This is a genomic window from Stieleria bergensis (genome assembly GCA_007745635.1).
Taxonomy (GTDB): domain Bacteria; phylum Planctomycetota; class Planctomycetia; order Pirellulales; family Pirellulaceae; genus Stieleria; species Stieleria bergensis.
The window spans coordinates 4,039,077-4,060,380 of sequence record CP036272.1 but is presented as its reverse complement, the minus strand read 5'-3'; the positions used below and the strand labels follow the sequence as shown (position 1 = coordinate 4,060,380).

The window sequence follows — 21,304 nt, the reverse complement described above, 5'->3', positions numbered from 1 at the left end:
TTTTAACGTAGGAACAAGAATGTTTGGACACAATGCGCGAGAGGCGAAGACAATCTTCAACGCCGGACTTTTGAAAACGTTTGGAAAGTTAAGTCAGCCGGATATCGCCAGAATAGACGGGCGGCCCGAGCGACTCATCGCCGAACTCGTCGAGCAATATGGTTGGAATGAAGACTTTGCCAAACAGAAGACCGAAGCGTTTGAATTGAAGCTTTCCGTCGGCGAGACCTCGGCCACGACCGAGTTGCCCGTGAGGGTCGGATCATGAAGACAATCCGTCCCATCTTTCTGTCCACCTATCCACCCGAGCAATGCGGGCTGGCAACATTTACCAAGGATTCGGCCGACGCCGTCGATCGAGCCTCCGGACGACCGATATCGTCTGTCATCGCGATCAAGAAAACGCACTCGTTGAAGCACGCCGAAGGTCGCGTCGCGCATGTGATTGAAAACAATCAACTTGGTGCGTACCGACGTGCCGCCAGTGTCGTCAACGACGGGCCATGGAACGTCGTTAACTTAGAACACGAGTTTGGTCTGTATCCCGGCTTGTGGGGTGGGGGGATCATGGAGTTCGTCCGGCACTGTGAAGTGCCAATTGTCAGTACGCTTCACACACTACCAATGCTGCCTGACTATGAACCCTTTCGATTGATTCGGCAAATCGCTGCACATAGCAAGGCAGTCGTCGTGATGACCGAAACCGCAGCCGAACTGCTGGAAAATCTCTACGGTGTGCCGAGGGAGTCGGTGCAAGTGATCCCGCACGGCGTGCCACCCGTCCCGTTTGATCGAGATCGCAGCCAACGGGCGAAACTTGGCCTGAGCGGGCGGAAGGCGATCTGCACGTTTGGTTTGATCAACCCCGGCAAGGGTATTGAGTCGATGATCCGGGCGATGCCACGAATTGTGGCGTCATGCCCCGAAGCGATCTACTGCATCGTCGGTGTGACGCATCCGCTGGTCAAGAAACAGACGGGCGAAGCCTATCGCGAACGACTCATTGAGCTAGCTGCGACCCTGGGCGTAAGCGGACACGTTCAATTCATCAATGAATATCTCACGTTACCCGATCTGATCTCCTACTTACAGTCGTGCGATGTGTTCGTTACGCCTTACCCAGGCGAAGACCAAATCGCCAGCGGCACGATGGCCTACGCGATGGGCTGTGTCGGTGCAGTCGTCAGCACACCGTATTTGTACGCGAAGGAAGTCTTGGCCGACGGGCGTGGCTCGTTGGTTCCGTTTTCAAGCGACCGTGATCCAAACGAGGGTGCCTTAGCGGACGCCGTACTTCAATATTTAGACGATCCGAATCTCTTGGCCGAAACAAAAGGCCGCGCGTATCGGTACGCCGAGTCGATGTTTTGGCCCCGCGTCGGTCGACGTTACCTCGATCTTTATTCGCAAGTCGCCGGAAAACAGTCACCGGTTCGGGAGACCAAAAGCCCCTCAACAACGAGTACCGTTCGTCAAGCTTCAAGCAAACAACTCGCAGGGAATCTATAGATCATGGTTCAGCAACGATCGCCCTCGCTTGTCCACCTCGATCGCATGACGCATTTCACCGAGATCGACCCTATCTCGATGTGGCCGAAGCGACTTTCGACTTCCTTGACCTGTCCACTTGCAACGACGATCAATACCAACCCATCGGAAACCGCGACTGGTACGCTCATGGTGAAGAAAAATCAGTTTTTGACCAGCAACCCGTCGAGGCTTCAACGATAGCTGCCGCGGCATTGGCGGCTCGACGAGTCACCGGAAACGACAAGTACTTGAACGTGTTTGATCGTGCCCGCGGTTGGTTCTTCGGTCACAACAGCTTGTCATTGTCCTTGGCTGATCCCGAAAACGGATCGTGCTGTGACGGATTATCACCCAGCGGACTCAACCACAATCAAGGGGCGGAGTCCACGCTGGCTTACCTGTGGACCGAACTGCTCAGCGGCGAACTTGAATTGAATCGAAAGAACGAGCCTTCGGAAAACTCGAAACTGACGCTATCCAGTGTCGATTAAGATCAACCGAAGTCCGTCGTACTTTGCACCGAGACGCGGTTGGTGATCTTTTCTACGCCAGGGACGGGACGAACCGTTTCCTGAGCCACCTGCTTCATGTAGTAGGTCGGAACCGTTCCATAAATAATCAGATGCCCCCACCGAAATTCACATGTCAATATTCGCAGCACTCGATAGGGACTGGATCGAAGGCGAATCATGACAGCCTGAGTGATGACACAGCACTCGATGACCGGCTCTCGCGAACGTCGTTGACTTTCATGCTTTTCGGTTGTTTGATTTGCGGATTCGAGTGCAATCATGCCAGCAGCCCGCCCCCTGCAAACGACGACAACTCATTTGCCAGTACCGGCCAGAGTACATCGTTTCCGACTGCTTGCCTCGGCGAGGTGCCACGCTGGATTGTGAGTCGCCATCGGAGCCATTGGCGGTGAAGACTCCAGAGCAATGCGAGCACGACGCATCGCGGCCGAGAAGTTCGATCGGAACGTACAATGGTCGCCCGCAGACGGGACAGGGCTGCCTGAAATAGGTTTTCATTTTTTGCACCTCGATAAATCCATGAGGTAAGAAGAAGTTGCACGGGCGGAACCGATCCCGTGTTCGACGACTTCGGCATCCGTGCTTGGCTTGTTTCAGCGATTATCTGCCGGGGGCGGCGTTCGAGGAATCGCCGAGTCTCTGATTCCGGGGTGGCGGATTCAACCAATCGGCCAGCAGGGGCGCTCTGCGGGATGGTGAAAGCGGATACAATCAGGAATGTAGGCATACCGACATCTTCATGTAATCGTCGGGGAGCCGATCTCGCCAGAGATTGGACCTGAGTCAGCGGTCCCGAATTCTTCAATGGGTTGATCTTGGCATGGCGACAGTACTGCTTTCAAAACCGATGCGACCCGCTTCGCCGACGCGATTCCCAATCGTCGGCGTGGTCACTTCGGCAGGCGGCCTAACGGCGCTGAAACAACTGCTCGGTGCGGTCGCAGTCGATTGCGGCATGGCGTTCGTTTTGGTTCCGCACCTGGACCCCAAGCAAGAAAGCCAAATGGTCGCGATCCTGTCGAGGGATTGCGTGCTGCCGGTGGTCGAGGCGACCGACGCAATGGTCCCCGAGCCCAATCGCGTCTACGTGATTCCGTCGAAGTTCTATCTGACAGTTTGCGATGGTGCGTTTCAATTAAGTGAACCAACAGAGCCGGAAATTCGCGAAACCGCGATCGACATTTTTCTGCGGTCACTGGCCAAGGATCAAGGCGAACACTCGATCGGAATCGTCTTATCGGGAACCGGCAGCCACGGCACGCTCGGCATCCGTGACGTCAAACTCGCCGGCGGGATGGCGATCGCACAAGAGCCTTCGACCGCCGAATTTGACAGTATGCCATCCAGCGTGATCCGCGAAGGCTTGAGCGACTACGTGCTGCCGCCCGCCGAGATGCCCGAGGTGCTCGTGCGGTACATGCGGCAACCCTATATCAACTCCGCGACGTTGGCGAAGGTGGAGATCCAAGCTGAAGACGGACAGCTTGATCGCATTGTCGAGTTGCTGCGAAAGCACACAAAATTCGATTTTCGCTGCTACCGCAAGAGCATGGTGCTCCGCCGCATTCAACGCCGGATGGGACTGCATCAATTAGAAACGTTCGAGCGTTACATTCAGCTTCTAGGAAATGACTCTGCGGAAGTCACCGCACTTTATCGCGACCTGCTGATCAGCGTGACGGCTTTCTTTCGTGACCCGGAAGCCTACGACGCGCTGTCGGCAAAACTTCGACCTGATCTTGCCGCGCGTGAAGACGATCGTTTTCCCTTTCGAGTTTGGGTGCCCGGATGTGCGACAGGTGAAGAAGCTTATTCGCTTGCACTATTGATCATCGAATGTCTTGACAAGCATGTGGACAGCGTAGCGTTGCGTAACGCAACTGGTAGTGGACGAGGTGACGGGCCCCTTTCCGAAGGACTCGTCACCTCGTCACCTCGTCACCTCGTCACCTCGTCACCTAGGCCGGGTATTGCGAAGCCAATCCAGTTGTTTGCGAGCGATGTTGATGAAGCGGCAATCGCAATCGCTCGCGCGGGGATCTACCCTGCCAGCATCTCTGCTGATGTCTCCGCAGACCGTTTGAAGCGATTCTTTACGGAGGCGGAGGACACTCACTACCAAATCGGCAAGCAACTGCGTGACGCGATCGTGTTCTCGCGGCAACACGTGATCAGCGATCCGCCATTCTCGAAAATCGATCTGATCTCCTGCCGAAACCTGCTGATCTATCTTGAACCCGAGATGCAGCAACGAGTTCTCTCCATCTTTCATTTCGCCTTGGCCGATGGCGGCTTGCTCGTCTTGGGGCCAGCGGAATCGCTCGGCAACGCCAGCGACCTCTTCAAGCCCATCTCGAAGAAATGGCGGATCTTTCAAAAGTTGCCAACCAGTCGCCGCAAACAGCTTTCTTTTCCGATCGCTACAACGAACGCATCGCATAGCCCCCAAACAAACCTGTCAACGAAAATTCCACCGCGTCAGACGTACAAGAGCCTGGTCGAAAAGTCGCTCATCTCCCACTACGCACCGGCAACGGCACTGATCAATCGCCGTTATGAAGTCCTCTACGTCACCGGCCCGATGGTCGATTACCTTGAATTTCCCGCCGGTGAATTGACACCAAGCCTAATGGCGATGTGTCGTCCTGGCTTGCGAACCAAACTGCGATTCGCTTGCCAAAAATGCTTCGCGGAGGAAACCAACGTAAGCTTCGTCACGGCAATCAAGCGAGGAGAAGACTCAATCCAATGTGGAGTAAACATTCGTGTTGAGAAGCTTGCTGCAGACACTGAGACCCTCCTGCTGGTCAACTTTGTGGATAAGCCTTCGAGGGGCGGCGATCCAACCAACCCCAAGCATCCGCAAGGATACCTCAGCAGGCTTATTCACCGACTCCGCTTCGGGCCGTCCAGTCTCTGGCGAGATCGGCTTCGACAGGCGTCTGAACCCAACTACGTTCACCAAATGGAGCTAGCGCTTCAAGGCAATACCGAGAAACTGGGCGGCGTGATTGCCGAGCTCGAGGGAGCCAACGAAGATTTGAAGTCTTCCAATGAAGAAATCATGTCAATGAACGAGGAACTTCAATCGGCCAATGAGGAACTCGAAACGTCCAAAGAGGAACTTCAATCACTTAATGAAGAACTCAGTACGGTGAACATCGAATTGCTCGATAAAGTGAAAGAATTGGACGTTGCCAACAATGACATCCTGAATCTGATCGCCAGCACTGAGATCCCGACACTGTTTCTGGACACCGATCTGCATATTCAGCGGTTCACGCCGCCGACCGTGGCTCTCTTCAATCTGCGTCTGACCGACTTGGGGCGTCCACTGGATGACATCACGCCGCGTTTTGACGATGACGAACTTCGGAGCGATTGCCGAAAGGTGGTCGAAGGTTCTGAACCCATTCAACACGAGATCGTCGCCCAGAATTCGCGACTTTACCTGCGTCGAATTCTTCCCTACCGCTCCAAAGGCGATCATGTCTCCGGGGTGGTCATTACGTTCGTGGACCTAACCGATCGGCTGACCTTGGAGCGATCACTGAAAGAGAGCAAAGACCACGTCCTCGAAATCGCCTCCAATGAACAGCAACGAATCGGACAAGAATTGCATGACGGCACGCAACAGGAATTGACCGGATTGTCACTGATCGCTGGAACCATCGAAGACTTGTTTGCCCAGAAAGTGCAAGCAATGAGCGACGATCACGATCCGATCTCGTTCAGCCACGAAGAAATGTCACGGTGCATGGAAACGTCTTCCAAGTTGGTGCGAGGATTGAAAGAAGCCAACCAGCATGTCCAGTCGCTTTCGCACGGGATCATGCCGGTCCAGGTCGACGCCGAGGGACTGCAATCGGCACTGACCGAACTTGCCAGCAGGACGACCGTGATCGGAAAGGTTGCCTGCAGTTTCGCCCAACATGGGCCACCGTCCATTGAGAGCAACACGGTCGCAACGCACCTGTATCGAATCGCCCAAGAGGCGGTCAACAATGCTCAGCGGCACGGCAAGGCCACCGACATCCGCATCTCGCTATCGACAGGCGACGACCAAACGGAACTGGAAGTTAGCGACAACGGAATCGGGGTCGACGAAGCCAACTTGCGACAACACCGCAGGGAAGGCATGGGTTTGCAAATAATGGAATACCGTGCCCATGTGATCGGCGGCGTCCTGTCGATTTCGCCGGGGAGCAACGACGGAACCATCGTTCAATGCAAGATCACAACATAATGGAAAACAGGATGAACCAATTGCAAACACGGTGTCGCATTTTCTTGGTCGACGACCACCCGATGATGCGAGACGGATTGTCGATGCGGATCACCGCCCAAACCGGATGGGAGATCTGCGAAGTGGCAGCGACCGAAGACGAAGGTTTCACGTTGATTACTCAGCAAAGCCCCGACTTGGTGTTAGTCGACATCTCGCTGGGTTCCGGCAACGGTATCGACCTGATCAAGCGAGTCCGGAGCAAAAACCCGACGGTCAAGTTCCTCGCGATCTCGGCGTACAAGGAATCACTGTACGCCGAACGCGCGATGCGAGCCGGAGCGCTCGGGTATCTGAACAAACAAGAAAGCAATGAAAAGTTGATCGAAGCGATCCGAACTGTTCTCAAAGGAGAACGATTCCTCAGCGATGCTTTGCAAGCCCGCTTGGTCGCATCCGCGCTCAGCAATACGTCGGTCGAACAAGAACCAACGGAGCGTTTGAGCGATCGCGAGAAAGAAATCTTCCGCCTGATTGGCGAAGGCCTGACGACAGGAGCCATCGCCGATCAACTCATGCTCAGCACGCACACGATCGATACCCACCGCGAACACCTCAAACGCAAACTCAACGTCGGCACGGCGGCCGAACTGAGTCGCCTGGCATTCCATTCGATGATCGAGAACAGTTGACAAACTCGACCAAGGCATTTAATTGTTCGAACTCAATGTCATGAGACTTAGCTTGCTGACTTGATTCGCATAAGTTGTGTCAAACGGTATCATCCTTGCGTTCTTTCTTCGCCCTGTTGCCGAAGTGATCTTCAACGGGTCGCAGAATGACCAGAACGACGATCGTCATCACGGCACTGGTGACCGCCAGCGGATATTGGCCTAGACCGCAGGCGGTTCCGATTGCTGCTGACAGCCAGATCGTGGTAGCCGACGTTAAGCCTAGCACCCCATGCTCGTGTTTCGTCTTCAAAATGGTGCCCGCGCCGATGAATCCGACACCTGCCGCGATTCCCTGTACAACACGCGTCAAATCGACCGCCGACTGAGCGGTCAAATCGCGACATGCCAACACGAACAGCGCCGAGCCGAGCGACACCAGCATGTGTGTGCGTAAACCGGCAAAGTGTCCGCTGATTTGTCGCTCCATCCCAATCACGCCGCCCAGTCCAATGGCCGCCGCGGTTGGGATAAACGCATCGATGTAATTCATGCTGTTTACCTTGGTGATGATTAAGTCGTTGTGCGCACAAGCTGCGCGTTATCGCGCAGTGTTTGAGGAAAGTCCATGCTTTCTCCCTGTTTTCCTCAGCGGCACAGTGATTGCATTTCTGAGACCAAAACGAATCTCAAAAAGGCGATCAACGATGACGAAGACCATGAAAGCGTTTGTGATGCAAGGACTCGGCAAAGTCGCGTTTGTTGACAAGCAGATTCCCGAACCAGGTCCGAACGATGCAATCGTGAAAACAACTCGGGCGTTGGTCTGCACTTCCGACGTCCATACGCTTAAGGGGGCGATCGGTGATCGGCACAACATGACGCTTGGGCACGAAGCCGTTGGCGTTGTCGCGAAACTCGGGGGCGAAGTGCATGGATTCAAGGAGGGCGATCGTGTGGCGGTAAACGCGATCACGCCTTGTTTCCATTGCGAAAACTGTCAGCGCGGCTACCCGTCTCAGTGCGGAACGATGCTCGGCGGCTGGAAGTACGCTAACTCCAAGGACGGCAACTTCGCGGAGTATTTCCACGTCAACGATGCAAACGCAAACCTGACGCACATTCCCGCATCAATCTCTGACGACATCGCGGTCTATGCCTGTGACATGCTTTCGACCGGATTCATGGGTGCCGAACACGCGAATATTCCTTTGGGTGGCACCGTGGCAATCTTCGCTCAAGGTCCCGTCGGACTGATGGCAACGGTCGGCGCGCGGTTGCTCGGCGCGGGGCTGGTCATCGGAGTGGACGGAGTGTCAAAACGCTTGGAGATGTCTCGGCATTTCGGAGCGGACGAAACGATCAACTACACGCAGGGCGACCCTGTGGAAGAGATTCGCAAACTGACGGGTGGAGTCGGTGTTGATTCGGCAATCGAATGTCTCGGCGGTCAGTCAACATTCGAGGCTTGCGTGAAGGCAACTCGTCCTGGCGGCACGATCTCGGTCGCAGGCTACTTCGGCCACGGCGACAGCGTGGATATTCCGAGAGTGGATTGGGGTGTCGGCATGGGCGACAAAGTCATTCGCACGGGCTTGTGCCCTGGCGGAAACGTCCGCATGTCGCGTTTGCTGGGACTGATCGAACATGGCAGAGTCGATCCTTCGCCGCTGACGACGCACCGATTTGCATTCGATGACGTTGATAAAGCGTTGCACATGATGGAAACCAAAGAAGACGGAATCCTGAAACCACTGATTCGGTTCAAAGCGTGAGCCGAAGTTGCGCTTAAGCTGGACTCTTGGCACTGCGTTTGCATGGTTTGACAAAGAGTTCACTCATCACAATCAAGAGGAAGCCGCTATGTCTGTCGAATTGAGTGAAGTCCAACATGGAAACATCTTGGAAATTCAATTCACTGGGAAGCTTGATATAGAAGCCTACGAATCGTTTCTGCCATCGGTGGAAAGCCAAATCAAAGAATGCGGCAAGATTCGCATTCTGTTTTCCATGCACGATTTTCACGGCTGGGATGCGGGTGCGATGTGGCAAGACATCAAATTTGACGCGAAGCACTTCAACGACATCGAGCGCCTGGCGATTGTCGGCGAGACGAAGTGGGAGCACGGCATGGCAATCTTCTGCAAGCCGTTCACGACAGCCAAAATTCGCTACTTCGATCAAAGTGACATCGAAGCAGCTCGTCTATGGATTGCGGAATGACACCGCCTGACCAAGCGGCGATGAGGTTTGCAACGATGAGCGGTGAAACGATTCTGACAATCAACGGCGGTTCCTCGACGATCAAGTTTTCGGTTTATCGCGTTGGTGACTCGCTCTCGCGTGGCCTGACGGGAAAAGTGGATCGCATCGGAGGCAGCGGTACGCGATTGACGTTTTGCGAACAAGACAGCGAGGAATCGACAACGCTCGACATAGACGCAACGGACTACGCCTCGACCGTTGATTTCTTTGTTGACTGGCTCCAAACCAATGAAGTGCTTGATTCCGTCAATGCGATTGGGCACCGCGTTGTTCATGGGATGCAATACACCATGCCCGAGTTGGTCACGCAAGAATTGATTGACGAACTGTACCGCATCAGTCCGTATGCGCCGAGCCATTTGCCTGGTGAGATTGCACTGATCGAAGCGTTACGCACTCGCAGTCCCAATCTTCCGCAAGTCGTCTGTTTCGACACGGCTTTTCACCGCACGATGCCGCGCGTGGCAACATTGCTTCCGATCCCGCGCCGCTACGAATCGAAGGGTGTCCAACGCTATGGATTCCATGGTTTGTCCTACGAATATCTGATGCAGGAACTCAATCGGATGGGTGATCCGGCGGCAGTCAGTGGTCGCGTAATCCTGGCTCACCTTGGAAACGGGGCAAGCATGGCAGCGGTTCGTGACGGACAGTGCATTGATACCAGCATGGGGTTCACCCCTTCGGCTGGCCTGCCGATGAGTACTCGCACCGGCGATCTGGACCCAGGACTGTTTCGCTTTCTGACGCAGCACGAAGGAATGACAGCAGACCAGTTCGACCAGATGGTGAATCATGAATCTGGGATGCTGGGGGTGTCGGAAACAAGTTCGGACATGCGCGACCTTCTCGCAGTCGAGGCAACCGATATTCGCGCCACAGAAGCGATCGCGTTGTTCTGCTACCAAGCAAAGAAATGTATCGGCGCTTATGTGGCGGCCTTGGGTGGCCTCGACACGCTCGTCTTTGCTGGCGGTATCGGCGAGCACTCGCCCGTGATTCGCGTCCGAATTTGCGAAGGGCTCAAGTATCTCGGTATCGAGCTGAACGAAAAACGCAACTTAGAAAATTCGCCGATGATCTCGCCGATGGTTGCCCGCGTCGGCGTGCGAATCATACCTACCAACGAAGAAGTTGTGCTTGCCCAATCGGTCTCCGAAACCGTCGCGAAGCTTGTCAAGATTTTCGATCCACACTCGCCGAAAGTCTCGACGACTTCCGCTACAAAACAAGGAACCTAACCATGCCAACGCTACAAGAACAACGAACACTAGCTCCCGAAGTTCTGCACAACATCGACGCGTACTGGCGAGCGGCCAACTACTTGTCCGTCGGTCAGATGTATCTCTTCGACAATCCGCTGCTCAAGCGACCGCTGGAACTGTCCGACATCAAACACATGTTGCTCGGGCATTGGGGAACCACGCCGGGACAGAATTTCATCTACGCGCATCTCAATCGAATCATCAGTAAGTACGACCTCGACATGATCTATGTGTCCGGTCCTGGGCACGGCGGGCCAGCGGTTGTCGCGAACACTTACCTTGAAGGCACGTATAGCGAAATCTATCCCGAGATCAGCCAAGACGAAGACGGACTTCAGAAATTGTTCCTTCAATTTTCGTTTCCCGGTGGCATCCCCAGCCACGCTTCGCCGGAGTGCCCCGGTTCGATTCACGAAGGGGGCGAACTGGGTTATTCGCTCAGCCATTCCTTCGGTGCCGTGTTCGACAATCCGGAACTGATCGTCGCGTGCGTCGTCGGGGACGGCGAAGCGGAAACCGGACCTTTGGCAACTGCATGGCACTCCAACAAGTTCCTCAACCCTGCCAGCGACGGCACGGTACTGCCAATCCTGCACCTCAACGGTTACAAGATCGCCAATCCCTCCGTTTTGGCTCGCATCGAAAAGGAAGAACTCGACCAACTACTTCGCGGTTACGGATGGACTCCCTATTTCGTCGAAGGAGACGATCCGGAGTTAATGCACGAAGCGATGGCAACCACGTTGGACTCCGTGATCGAACAGGTCAAGTGTATCCAGCACAACGCGAGAGAAGACGGAGACTTAACGCGTCCACGCTGGCCGATGATCGTGTTGAAATCGCCCAAAGGTTGGACGGGACCGAAGGTCGTCGATGGCGTGCAGATCGAAGGGACGTTTCATGCTCACCAAGTACCGATTTCCGATCCTGCGACTCACCCCGAGCACTTACAACTGTTGGAAGACTGGCTGCGAAGCTATCGGCCAGACGAACTGTTCGATGAAACTGGCCGGCTGAAATCAGAACTCGAAGAACTTGCCCCGAAGGGCGATCGACGCATGGGAGCGAACCCGCATGCGAACGGCGGCAAGTTGCTGCATGATTTGGAATTGCCCGATTTCCGTGACTATGCGGTGCATGTACCCGAACCGGGAACCAAAGGAATCGGCGACACGCACGAACTCGGCCGATTCATTCGAGACGTGATCGTGCTTAACGAAGACGAAAAGAACTTTCGCATCTTCGGGCCGGATGAAACCGCATCCAACGGTCTGGAAGCCGTATTCGATGTCACGGATCGCCAGTGGGATGCTCGCACGGTGGATAACGACGAGTCGCTCGCACCGGCAGGCCGCGTGATGGAAATGCTCAGTGAACATCAATGTCAAGGCTGGCTCGAAGGTTACTTGCTAACCGGCCGACACGGACTATTCAATTCGTACGAAGCGTTCATTCACATCGTCGATTCGATGTTCAACCAGCACGCCAAGTGGTTGAAGGTCACGAACAATCTTCCCTGGCGACACAAAATCGCATCGTTGAATTACTTGCTGGCGTCACACGTTTGGCGACAAGACCACAACGGATTCACTCACCAAGACCCAGGCTTCATCGACCACGTTGTCAACAAGAAAGCGTCTGTCGTTCGAGTCTACTTGCCACCGGATGCAAATTGCTTGCTATCCGTTATGGATCACTGCCTGCGAAGTCGCCAATACGTCAATGTCGTGATCGCCGGAAAGCATCCGGCACCGCAATGGTTGACGATGGAAGCGGCGGAGAAGCATTGCGCCGCAGGAATCGGATCCTGGGACTGGGCCAGCAATGATGACCACGGCGAGCCGGATGTGGTGATGGCCTGTTGCGGCGACGTACCAACATTGGAAACGCTCGCAGCAGTGTCGATTATGCGACAACATCTGCCAAAATTGAAGATTCGCGTCGTCAATGTGGTGGATTTGATGAAGTTGCAACCGCGATCCGAGCATCCGCATGGATTGGACGATATGGAATTCGATGCCTTGTTCACGAAAGACAAACCGGTGATTTTTGCGTTTCACGCCTACCCGTCGCTGATCCATCAACTGACGTACCGGCGCACAAACCATCACAACATTCAAGTACGTGGTTACAAAGAAGAAGGAACAATCACAACACCGTTCGACATGACGGTCATGAACGACCTGGACCGTTTCCACCTGGTCATGGACACGATCGACCGCCTGCCACAAACCGGCAAGAAAGGTGCGGTGCTCAAGCAGCAACTCACTGACAAACTGATCGAGCATCGGAAATACATCTGCAAGCACGGTCGCGACATGCCAGAGATTCGCGATTGGATGTGGGGCGAGCAACAATGACCCTACGACTCTATCTCATGCGACACGGCGAGACCGAGTGGTCCAAGTCGGGGCAACATACCGGCCGCGCCGATATTCAGCTGACCGCAAACGGCGAAGATGAAGCACGTAAACTTGGCGAGCGGATTCGCTCGATCGAGTTCGACCACGTATTGGCGAGTCCACTGAAACGTGCGCGTCAAACTTGCGAACTCGCTGGTTGCGGCGAACACGCGAAGACAGAACCCGATTTGATCGAGTGGGACAACGGCGAATACGAAGGACATACGCACGCGGACGTGTTCAAGCAGAGACCGGGCTGGAATCTCTTTCGCGATGGATGCCCCGGTGGCGAAATGCCTGATCAGATTTCAGTACGCGTGGATCGCCTAATCGAGCGTCTGATAGCACTCGATGGCAACGTCGCCATGTTCGCACACAGCCACATCGGGCGAGTGCTGGGGGCAAGATGGATCGGATCGCCCGTTCAAACCGGCGAGCATCTAATCCTCAACACCGCGTCGCTGAGCGTGCTGTGTTACCAGCACGAAAACAGTGACGTGCCGGCCATCGAATCATGGAACGGCAGAAGCTTATCATGAACGCTTGGGAGAACGTCGAGGGGATGGAATGCCCCCGAAACTTGGTCCAGGGTTATGAAGGTAGGGATTGGGTTACTGAATCACATTCGTTGTGCCGCTTCGACGTAAGGAGCGCAGCGACTGGAGTTGAAGCGGCACAACGGGTCGCGAACTCCGCAGGAGTAAGCCCGCTCAGCGAGCTGTGGGGACGTCGATGGTTGTACGTCGATCTCCATTGCCCGATTACCTGTTGCGCTTCGGCAAGCGTGCTGAACGCTTCGCAGGACAAACACTCGTCACGAAACCGGCTGTGGAAGCTCTCGACATAGCCGTTCTCCCAGGGGCTACCTGGTTCAATGAACGATGTGCCGACATCAATGCGTCCAAGGAAATCGCGGACGCGGCGACTGATGAACTCTGGTCCGTTGTCACTTCGGATAAATGCCGGAATGCCTCGAATTGCAAACACATCCACTAGAAGGGCAACCAAGTCATCGCCGGTGAACCGGCGTGAGACCTCCAAGGCGATGCATTCTCGTGAGTACTCATCGATCAACGAAAGGATCTTCACTGACCGCCCATTGATTGTTCGATCAAAGATAAAGTCAATCGACCAAACGTGATTGATGCGTTCGGCGCGGCGACGGCAGATCCCTCCTGAAACGCTTCCAAGCCTGCGTTTCTTCGCCTTTCTTCGTGGCACTCGAAGACCTTCTCGTTTCCAAAGCCGATAGATTCGTTTGTAATTCACTGTCCATCCTTCGCGGCGTAACATCCGCGTGATCATCCGGTAGCCGTAGCGGGGGAATTCTCGAACCAGTTCGTAAATGCGGCGAAGCAATCGCTCTTCGTCGCTCTTGGATTTCGCTTGGTACCGATGAGTACTCCGCGGTTGGCCAAGCGTTTTGCATGCCCGACGTTCTGACACTGCAAAGGATTTCTGAGCCTTTGCAACAGCCTCACGTCGTCGCGTCGGGCTCAGAAGTTTCCCTCTGCGGCCATCTTGAGGATCTTCTTGTCTAGCTCGGCCTCGGCGAGAAGCTCTTTGAGTCGTTGATTCTCGACTTCAAGCTCACGAAGTCGTTTTGCTTCATCCGACTTCATTCCGCCATACAGTTTCTTCCAACGCTCCCAGGTCGTTACGCTGATTTCAAGCGTTTGAAACACCTCGGCCTCTGTCTTGCCCGCCGCCATCATCGCATCGCCTTCTTGAATCGCCTTCACGATCTGCTCGGGTTTCCGTCGTTTGCGTTTCTTAGTCATAAAAAGTCTCCTTTGGCCGGCTCGGCCGGTAAACCTTCATAACAGATGGATTAGTTTTTGGGGAGCACGCCAGGGACAGTCGTGCGGTTTCGACTGGGCGGACGACTAGCGCCCGCGCCCATCGGCATCCAAGCGGCTCTTGCGTTGACAAGTCTGTGATTCTTTGCACGGGTTGAACCCGGAAGTGGTCGATGGATGAGACGATCTGAGGTCATCGCTTAGAAATTCGTGCCGCGAAGCTTATTGGAATCCAGACAGCATTCCTGTAACAGGATCGTCCACATTTCACGCTGCTTGACCCAACACAATTCCCTTGTGATCGGACGCAGGTTCCTTTCGTGAATGTTGGAACGCCCCGTCATTTCGCGGGGCAGGTAGAGCAACGCTTCTTGAATTTCGGGTGCGAGTAGCGAAAGGCTCAGGATTTGAGTGAGACGAGGCTGCGAGACTTTGCCCAACTCGGCAAGTTCGATTGTGTCCTGCGCTTCACCACGTCGCAGCATATCGTCCATCCGAATCGCGAGCGCCATCAAGCGTGAAATCCTTGGAACCTTTCCCCGCCGTCTCGCCGGTGTATCGTCGGCCGGCTCCTCCTTCTTCTTGTTAGGTTTCTTCAGGTTCACGTTGACCTTGCATTTGACCGTGATCATGAGTTCGTCTCCTGTTGTTGTTCGGTCGCTTCGGCAGAAAAGGTTTTGATGCCCGCCGGGTGCATCGAGATCGAAAGCGAGCTTTCGTCAGCGTCGAATTCGATCCGGCTGATCAGCAACGTTAGCACCGCCGACTTCTCGCGTATGTTCAGCTCATTCCAGACGTTGCCAAAGTCCGAGAAGGCCGCGTTCACATCACGCTCGTCGATCTGTTCGGCAGTCAAGCGTTTGATCTCACCGTCAACGATTTCAAGCGACTCGATAATTCCGGCAACCTCTTGGTGCAACGCGGCCAATCGTTCTGAATCGCCAGACCCGGCATCCGTCGTGCTGCTCACATGCTTCATCTGTTCGTGCTGGTGATTCAACCGTTGGGTGAGCTGCGTTCGTTGGGTATTCAACTCGGCTAACTCCGCTTCGCAACGTTTACTCGACTGCTCCAACACATCCCGGCGTAAGCCTGGATCATCCGCGATGCAGCGAATCTGGTCGACCACGGCCGCCTCGATATCCGCCGCTGGCAGCGAGGGCGACGGACAGTACTTCCGCCCGCGTTTGATCGCCGTCACACACGTGTAGTAGCGGTACACTTTGGACCGGCGGCGAGCTACGTTGTGGACCATCGAGTGGTTGCATGCCGGGCAATAAATCAAACCCTTTAATAACGCTTGATACTTGTTGACCAGGTGGTTGCCGCCGCCGCGAGCATGGCTCCGCATCATCGCTGCGACATCGTCGAACAACTTCTGGTCAATGATCGGCGTATGCTCACCCTTGAACGTCTGCGTCTTATGCTTGATCCGACCAATATAGGTTTGGTTGGTCAGCATCGTATGCAGCGACGACTTATCAAATGGTTTACCGCCTCTCGCTTTTCCCGATATCGTCTTCCAAGACTTCAAGCACCAGCCACGACGGTCAAGTTCTTCGACCACCGGGGTCATCGACTCCATCTCGAGATACAAACCAAATATCCGCCGCACCTTTGCCGCCTCGTCCGCGTTGACCACCAACTTCGGGCTTGGTCCGGATCGGTCAACGTCGTACCCCAGCACCGGGATACCGCCCGCCCATTTCCCGCGCCGTCGCTGAGCCGCAATCTTGTCGCGAATCCGCTCGCCAATGATCTCTCGTTCAAACTGGGCGAATGAAAGCAAGATGTTCAACGTCAACCGACCCATCGAGTGCGTCGTGTTGAACTGTTGCGTCACCGACACGAACGACACGCCATGGTTGTCGAACGTTTCCATGATCTTCGAGAAGTCCAGCAAGCTACGACTCAGTCGATCGACCTTATACACGACCACGCAATCAATCTTGCCCGCCGAAATATCTTCCAACAATCGTTTCATCGCCGGCCGGTCGACGTTACCGCCGGAGTAGCCACCGTCGTCATACCGGGTCGCGATTACCTTCCATCCCTCCTGCGATTGGCTGGCGATAAAGTTCTCGCCGGCCTCACGTTGGGCGTCGAGCGAATTGAACTCTTGATCGAGACCTTCCTCAGTCGACTTACGGGTGTAGATCGCGCACCGAATGATCCGCCGTTCAGATTCCGTTTGCTTCTTCATTTCTGTATCCTTCCAAGCCGGAAGAAGAGAAATCCGTTGTAGCTGACACCAGTGATCACGCCAGCGACTTTCGACAGCGAACGAAACCGTTTACCCTCGTATTCAAATCCGTCCGTCAGGACGAGCACGCGAACCATCGTGCCCTTGTATCGCCGTTCCAGAAAGCTTCCTGGCGGTGGCAAACGTGGATCCCAGTCGACGTACCCGTCTTCCTCTGGCGTGGCCCGACGAACGTTGTCCAGAACCTCCTCGCGAGGAGCCGTCATGCGAAGATCCGAAGTCGCCGCCAACTCGCGAGCCTTCTGTTTCGCTTCGTTGCTCAGCCCGCCTTCGTCCAACGCTTGCAACCGCCAAGCGATGCGTCGAACCAAATACTTTTTGTGCCGGCTGCGACAAACTTCATCGAACACTTCTTCATAGAGCGTTCGCAATTCATTGACTGTCTTGTCCTCAAGCGCAGCAACCGCCAATCGAGTTTCATCCGTCATCGGCTCACCTCCGTGTTGGCTTGTTCCGTTTCGGAGACGACCGACACATCATGGTTGTCGAGCGAATCGGAATTTGGTTCGGCATCGACTTGATTCGACTGACGGGTGTAGATCGCACATTGCGTCGCAGATTGTCCTGCCTTGGTCCGGCAGCGAGTCAATGCACGCGAAAGAATGGCAGCGATATCGCTGCGTCTTGCATCACTCATGAATGGGTACCTCTGTGAAAGAAGGAATGGATTCGTCCGCGGTCATCTGCCGCTCAGAATCCGCGTCCGTCACAGAGAGCCCTGGAAACCGACCCGGCTCAAGCGGCTTTCCCAAAGAGTCTTTAAGAGTTCCCGAAACAGTTTCCAGACAAAACCGTTTCCACCGCCCCACGCCGCGACCGAGCAACTCAGCCACGGCCCGTCGCCGCTCATCTGGCGACAGCTCACCCACATCCAAATCCGGCTTACCCACACGCAACCCTCTGAAAGAACAACAAGCAACCGGGAGCAACCAAACGCTCCCTCCCCGGTTACCTATGCCGTCCTTCCGCCCAAGTGCGCGCCAAAGTAGAATTCAAGCCAACAAGTAATCATCCACCCCACTCAGGAACTGCAACGAACAAACCGATCGCCGTGATCGGGCAATTCCTAAAAGAAAATCACCACATAATCTGCCAAGTGTTCTGACCAACGGCTAGAATCCCGCAAGAGTTTGAAAACCGCTGGTCGCCCACAACTTTGGCCCCTCGTTCGTATTCCATTGCGACCGTGGGGTTTTTTCATGCGCCGGCAGAGAGTCCGTGCGACTTATCCGCAATCTGCGTAACGACTTACGGTAGTTTTCCAGGATTGAAACGTCTCTGTTTCCTACCACTGCGCGACATCGTTTCCACACGATGTGACCTCTTGTGCCCTGCGTTTCCACCAAACTCTCTGCTATCTCTGTCAGCCTGACCGCGGGGTTATAGGCTCAGCCCCACCAGATGTCGCGCTTTTGACTGTTCGTACAGGGTGCGGCTCCGCCTACTGGCCAGACGGAACACAGGCTACACGGAAACCGATGCTGCTGAGGCGGAACGACGGGCAGTTCCTAATCCGGCCCGCTGACCGGCAATGCACCGCGAGGTCGCTCCAGCAGCCGACACGGAGCACTTGGAAGAATCCGTGATGCCTCCAAAAGTGCTCTGTCCCTAGGAACTCCCACTGTGGAAGAGCGAATCCTAGGCGTGCTTTGGCTGAGTTTCGTTGCTTAAATAGTGATGGGTTGAAACAACGTTAATACTCTGCAAGATCAATAGTAAACTCGACCCGCTCTTCTCCTGAGTAGTCATCAAGCGGAATCATCTGCTTGTTAACGTACATGTCGACGCATTCAGGCGCGTCAATGCAAACATTTAAGATTTGCGGTGCGACCGAAACTGTTTGCCTTTGGCCATCGCCGCCAGGGTTCATCGAAATAATCGTCTCGCCGCTCGCCGTTTTGATTGAAATTGCTGCTTGCTCGTAAAGCACTATTGGTTTTCGCGTAATCATCGATTCCGCATCATCTAGCAATGCCAACGATCACATCGAAAATCTATTCGAACAGGCGGAGAAAGACGATGTGAGAGCTAAATTCAAAGTTGGGCTGCTGTACGAAGAAGGTGAGTTCCTGCCCCAATCGACAAGCACAGCAGTCGCTTGGGATCGCAAAGCCGAGGAACAAGGATTGGTTGCTGCAAAATTGATCGATACCGCGATCGAATCGTTCTCCACCCCGGGTAATGCTTATGACAGTTATTTCGAAAATAACACTTGCGTCGATTCTCTCGCTAAGTGATATATCGCGGCGACCGAAACAGGAAGCGTCGCGAATCACCGCATCCGTGTTGGGATGCGGTTTACATCATGTTTTAATGAATTGCAGTTGTAGTTGGATTGCTGACTGTGCTTCATGTATTCCCAGAGGAGTGGATGCATGAGATGCCTCAGCATTCTTACGTTCTTATTTTCAATCGCCTTGATCAATCCGGCTCATGCGGGAGTCCTCATAGGATTGGACTTATCCGTCACCAACCAACTCACCCTAACGGCTACAACAGAAACAGCTATCGGCACCGTAACGGGCCCTACATCAAACGGGATCGTTTTAGAGGCGACAGGTAGTGTGGCCTCTCAATTGCTTGGTGGTGCGTCCGATACGTTTGGTTTTAAGTCGACGGGGGCGTTTGTCCAGGTCGAAACTTCGGGGTTGTTAGACAGCGGCGTTTACTCGCTCAATCTATACGAATCAAGTTTTAGCGATAGCGTTAGCACTAGCATTACCTCTGGCCAGCAAGCTTTCGTGGGCACCACGACAATAACTCTGGATGCAACGAGTTATAATAATCTCTTGAATGGTCCAAGCTCTGGGAAAATCTATGCCTTTGAGGATAATGCAACAACCTTCGCCACTAACGGGACGTACATCGGTGATTGGGCAAAAGCTAGCACCGTTCCCGAGCCCAGCAGCGCTATCGCGATGGGCTTACTGGGAATCGTAGGCTTTGCAGGTAGCCGTCGACGTCGTCGTCAAGGATCAGTTGCTTAGCAAACTCACCAAGGCCACCCGTGGCACACTTCCATCGTCTCACGTAACTCTCGATCACTTGCATGATAGATCGAACCTTGCTCGTCAAGCCTGGTCACACGTGAGACGAATCGCTGTCTGGTTTTCTTAGCCACTCGCAATTCCACCGTCAGTCCACGCGGTTGTCTATTAACCAGCGTGTTACCGCCCAGCAGAGAGCGTGAGGCACTGGATGCGCAAAGCCCGGATTCACCGACTTACCTCGTTGCACGAAGCTCGAATTTGCCTCCGCCTTGGTAGGGCATCAGTAAATCTGATTCGACCAGGCCGCCGGCATCGGTTGCCTTGACGGTTGCCGGGCCTTCGCTATACAGCTTGGCTGCAATGAAAAACTCTTTACCGGTGTTTCCGTCCGCCTTGTAGTTGCCGGTGTTGAAAATATGTAAGGGTGGCGGATTAGTCGCAGCTCCTCGCAACGGTGGCTCACGCACATAAGCCGGTCGCTGATTCGCGTGGGGTCAAAAAACTCAGCCGAGCACTAAACACTGCAAAAAGGCGACTTCCAAACGTTTGTCAGGCCTACATCTCAGCCGAACCGACGTGCTGTCGACGGCGGTAATGTTTCTGCGATCGTTCTAACCGGAACGCAGGCAAGCTCCGATTGCTTTCACGCTTGCCCACGCAGGTTTACATTTCGTTTCGCACCAATGAGCATCTCGGGTTTTCCGAACCACCGAGACGCCGATGAAATTCATTCTGCAGCCGTGGCAGTTGATGCTGATCATTCTTGCCAGTTGGGTCAATCGACAACAACAAGAAGTCATTGAGTACCTTCGCACCGAGAATGCCGTTCTCAAAGAGAAGCTCGGCAAGAAGCGTATCTTGCTAACCGATGACCAGCGACGTCGTTTGGCAGTCAAAGGCAATATCCTCGGTCGCAAACAACTCGAGCAGTTTGGGACCGTGTTCACGCCGGACACAATCCTTCGATGGCATCGACAATTGGTCGCCAATAAGTGGGACTACTCCCACCGCAAAGAGAAGAAATCTGGTCGACCAAGGGTCCGCCAAGTGATCGTTGATTTGACCGTCAAGTTCGCGAAAGAGCATCCGACGTGGGGCTACGACCGTATCAGCGGTGCGTTATCGAACGTCGGTTACCACATCTGCGACTCCACCATTGGAAACATCCTCAAATCTCACGGCATTGAGCCGGCACCGGACCGAAAACGCACAGCATCGTGGGAGACTTTTCTGAAGGCGCACTGGGACGTAATGGCATCAATCGACTTCACCACTGTGGAAGTATGGACCAAGGGCGGCCTAACAACATTCTATCTTCTTTTTGTCATGGAGCTTAAAACCCGCCGCGTCGCCTTTGCGGG

At 54.4% G+C, this 21,304-nt stretch carries 21 protein-coding genes and 1 pseudogene; 13 read left to right on the top strand and 9 right to left on the bottom strand.

All coding sequences use genetic code 11. The annotated features are described in order from the left end of the window. Positions 1–19: 19 nt before the first annotated feature. The 3 genes from SV7mr_RS14165 to SV7mr_RS14155 all read left to right on the top strand — a co-directional run bounded on the left by SV7mr_RS14165 (position 20) and on the right by SV7mr_RS14155 (position 2,021). Positions 20–268, top strand: coding sequence for a CsbD family protein (locus SV7mr_RS14165; protein WP_145273294.1), 249 nt, complete (start codon positions 20–22; stop codon positions 266–268). Next, complete coding sequence (locus SV7mr_RS14160; RefSeq protein WP_145273291.1) at positions 265–1,509, top strand: glycosyltransferase family 4 protein; 1,245 nt, start codon at positions 265–267, stop codon at positions 1,507–1,509. Before SV7mr_RS14165 ends, SV7mr_RS14160 begins: the two co-directional genes overlap by 4 nt. 80 nt (positions 1,510–1,589) lie before the next feature. Then, entirely contained in the window at positions 1,590–2,021 is a 432-nt protein-coding gene (locus tag SV7mr_RS14155) for a hypothetical protein (RefSeq protein WP_145273288.1), read from the top strand. Positions 2,022–2,023: 2 nt separating this feature from the next. On the opposite strand, the gene SV7mr_RS14150 is transcribed toward SV7mr_RS14155, so the two are convergent. Continuing rightward, positions 2,024–2,221: a BON domain-containing protein gene (locus SV7mr_RS14150; RefSeq protein ID WP_419187386.1), complete on the bottom strand. Its 198-nt coding sequence runs from the start codon at positions 2,219–2,221 to the stop codon at positions 2,024–2,026. A gap of 689 nt (positions 2,222–2,910) precedes the next feature. Here SV7mr_RS14150 and SV7mr_RS14145 point away from each other — a divergent pair. Both SV7mr_RS14145 and SV7mr_RS14140 read left to right on the top strand, forming a co-directional pair. Beyond that, the gene (locus tag SV7mr_RS14145) at positions 2,911–6,309 is read left to right on the top strand and encodes a chemotaxis protein CheB (RefSeq protein ID WP_419187385.1); all 3,399 of its coding nucleotides are present in this window, start codon (positions 2,911–2,913) and stop codon (positions 6,307–6,309) included. 11 nt (positions 6,310–6,320) lie between these two features. Continuing rightward, the gene (locus tag SV7mr_RS14140; RefSeq protein ID WP_419187384.1) at positions 6,321–6,980 is read left to right on the top strand and encodes a response regulator; all 660 of its coding nucleotides are present in this window, start codon (positions 6,321–6,323) and stop codon (positions 6,978–6,980) included. 79 nt (positions 6,981–7,059) lie between these two features. Here SV7mr_RS14140 and SV7mr_RS14135 read toward each other — a convergent pair whose 3' ends face one another. After that, positions 7,060–7,512 (bottom strand): MgtC/SapB family protein, encoded by a 453-nt coding sequence (locus SV7mr_RS14135; protein WP_145273275.1) that lies wholly within the window; start codon positions 7,510–7,512, stop codon positions 7,060–7,062. A 154-nt stretch (positions 7,513–7,666) separates the two neighbouring features. Here SV7mr_RS14135 and SV7mr_RS14130 point away from each other — a divergent pair, with 154 nt between their 5' ends. The 5 genes from SV7mr_RS14130 (at position 7,667) to SV7mr_RS14110 (ending at position 13,430) form a co-directional block, all read left to right on the top strand. Continuing rightward, complete coding sequence (locus tag SV7mr_RS14130; protein ID WP_473163640.1) at positions 7,667–8,734, top strand: NAD(P)-dependent alcohol dehydrogenase; 1,068 nt, start codon at positions 7,667–7,669, stop codon at positions 8,732–8,734. A gap of 88 nt (positions 8,735–8,822) precedes the next feature. Next, positions 8,823–9,182 carry a SpoIIAA family protein gene (locus tag SV7mr_RS14125; RefSeq protein ID WP_145273272.1) on the top strand — a complete coding sequence of 120 codons (360 nt, stop codon included), beginning with the start codon at positions 8,823–8,825 and terminating at the stop codon, positions 9,180–9,182. After that, positions 9,179–10,465: an acetate/propionate family kinase gene (locus SV7mr_RS14120; protein ID WP_419187383.1), complete on the top strand. Its 1,287-nt coding sequence runs from the start codon at positions 9,179–9,181 to the stop codon at positions 10,463–10,465. Before SV7mr_RS14125 ends, SV7mr_RS14120 begins: the two co-directional genes overlap by 4 nt. A gap of 2 nt (positions 10,466–10,467) precedes the next feature. Next, positions 10,468–12,849, top strand: a complete 2,382-nt coding sequence (locus tag SV7mr_RS14115; protein ID WP_145273269.1) for a phosphoketolase family protein — start codon at positions 10,468–10,470, stop codon at positions 12,847–12,849. Then, positions 12,846–13,430 (top strand): histidine phosphatase family protein, encoded by a 585-nt coding sequence (locus tag SV7mr_RS14110; RefSeq protein WP_145273266.1) that lies wholly within the window; start codon positions 12,846–12,848, stop codon positions 13,428–13,430. The genes SV7mr_RS14115 and SV7mr_RS14110 overlap by 4 nt, the downstream gene beginning before the upstream one ends. Before the next feature lie 154 nt (positions 13,431–13,584). Here the strand turns inward: SV7mr_RS14110 and SV7mr_RS14105 are convergent. From SV7mr_RS14105 to SV7mr_RS14080, 6 genes and pseudogenes are all read right to left on the bottom strand, one after another. After that, positions 13,585–14,672, bottom strand: a pseudogene (locus tag SV7mr_RS14105) (IS3 family transposase); the annotation flags it as partial. Between the two features lie 218 nt (positions 14,673–14,890). Then, complete coding sequence (locus tag SV7mr_RS14100; protein WP_419187382.1) at positions 14,891–15,322, bottom strand: hypothetical protein; 432 nt, start codon at positions 15,320–15,322, stop codon at positions 14,891–14,893. Further along, positions 15,319–16,893, bottom strand: coding sequence for a recombinase family protein (locus SV7mr_RS14095; RefSeq protein WP_145273263.1), 1,575 nt, complete (start codon positions 16,891–16,893; stop codon positions 15,319–15,321). Before SV7mr_RS14095 ends, SV7mr_RS14100 begins: the two co-directional genes overlap by 4 nt. After that, complete coding sequence (locus SV7mr_RS14090) at positions 16,890–17,381, bottom strand: DUF2924 domain-containing protein (RefSeq protein ID WP_145273260.1); 492 nt, start codon at positions 17,379–17,381, stop codon at positions 16,890–16,892. The genes SV7mr_RS14095 and SV7mr_RS14090 overlap by 4 nt, the downstream gene beginning before the upstream one ends. Then, positions 17,378–17,590 (bottom strand): hypothetical protein, encoded by a 213-nt coding sequence (locus SV7mr_RS14085; protein WP_145273256.1) that lies wholly within the window; start codon positions 17,588–17,590, stop codon positions 17,378–17,380. Before SV7mr_RS14085 ends, SV7mr_RS14090 begins: the two co-directional genes overlap by 4 nt. Positions 17,591–18,646: 1,056 nt before the next feature. Further along, on the bottom strand, positions 18,647–18,931 hold the full coding sequence (locus tag SV7mr_RS14080; RefSeq protein ID WP_145273252.1) for a hypothetical protein: 285 nt from the start codon (positions 18,929–18,931) through the stop codon (positions 18,647–18,649). 43 nt (positions 18,932–18,974) lie between these two features. Here SV7mr_RS14080 and SV7mr_RS14075 point away from each other — a divergent pair, with 43 nt between their 5' ends. Both SV7mr_RS14075 and SV7mr_RS14070 read left to right on the top strand, forming a co-directional pair. Further along, on the top strand, positions 18,975–19,190 hold the full coding sequence (locus tag SV7mr_RS14075) for an SEL1-like repeat protein (protein ID WP_145273250.1): 216 nt from the start codon (positions 18,975–18,977) through the stop codon (positions 19,188–19,190). A gap of 138 nt (positions 19,191–19,328) precedes the next feature. Continuing rightward, positions 19,329–19,940: a PEP-CTERM sorting domain-containing protein gene (locus tag SV7mr_RS14070; protein ID WP_419187381.1), complete on the top strand. Its 612-nt coding sequence runs from the start codon at positions 19,329–19,331 to the stop codon at positions 19,938–19,940. Between the two features lie 236 nt (positions 19,941–20,176). On the opposite strand, the gene SV7mr_RS14065 is transcribed toward SV7mr_RS14070, so the two are convergent. Continuing rightward, the gene (locus SV7mr_RS14065; RefSeq protein ID WP_145273244.1) at positions 20,177–20,410 is read right to left on the bottom strand and encodes a hypothetical protein; all 234 of its coding nucleotides are present in this window, start codon (positions 20,408–20,410) and stop codon (positions 20,177–20,179) included. Between the two features lie 253 nt (positions 20,411–20,663). Here SV7mr_RS14065 and SV7mr_RS14060 point away from each other — a divergent pair. Next, on the top strand, positions 20,664–21,304 hold a 641-nt coding region (locus SV7mr_RS14060), incomplete at its 3' end, for a transposase family protein (RefSeq protein ID WP_473163639.1).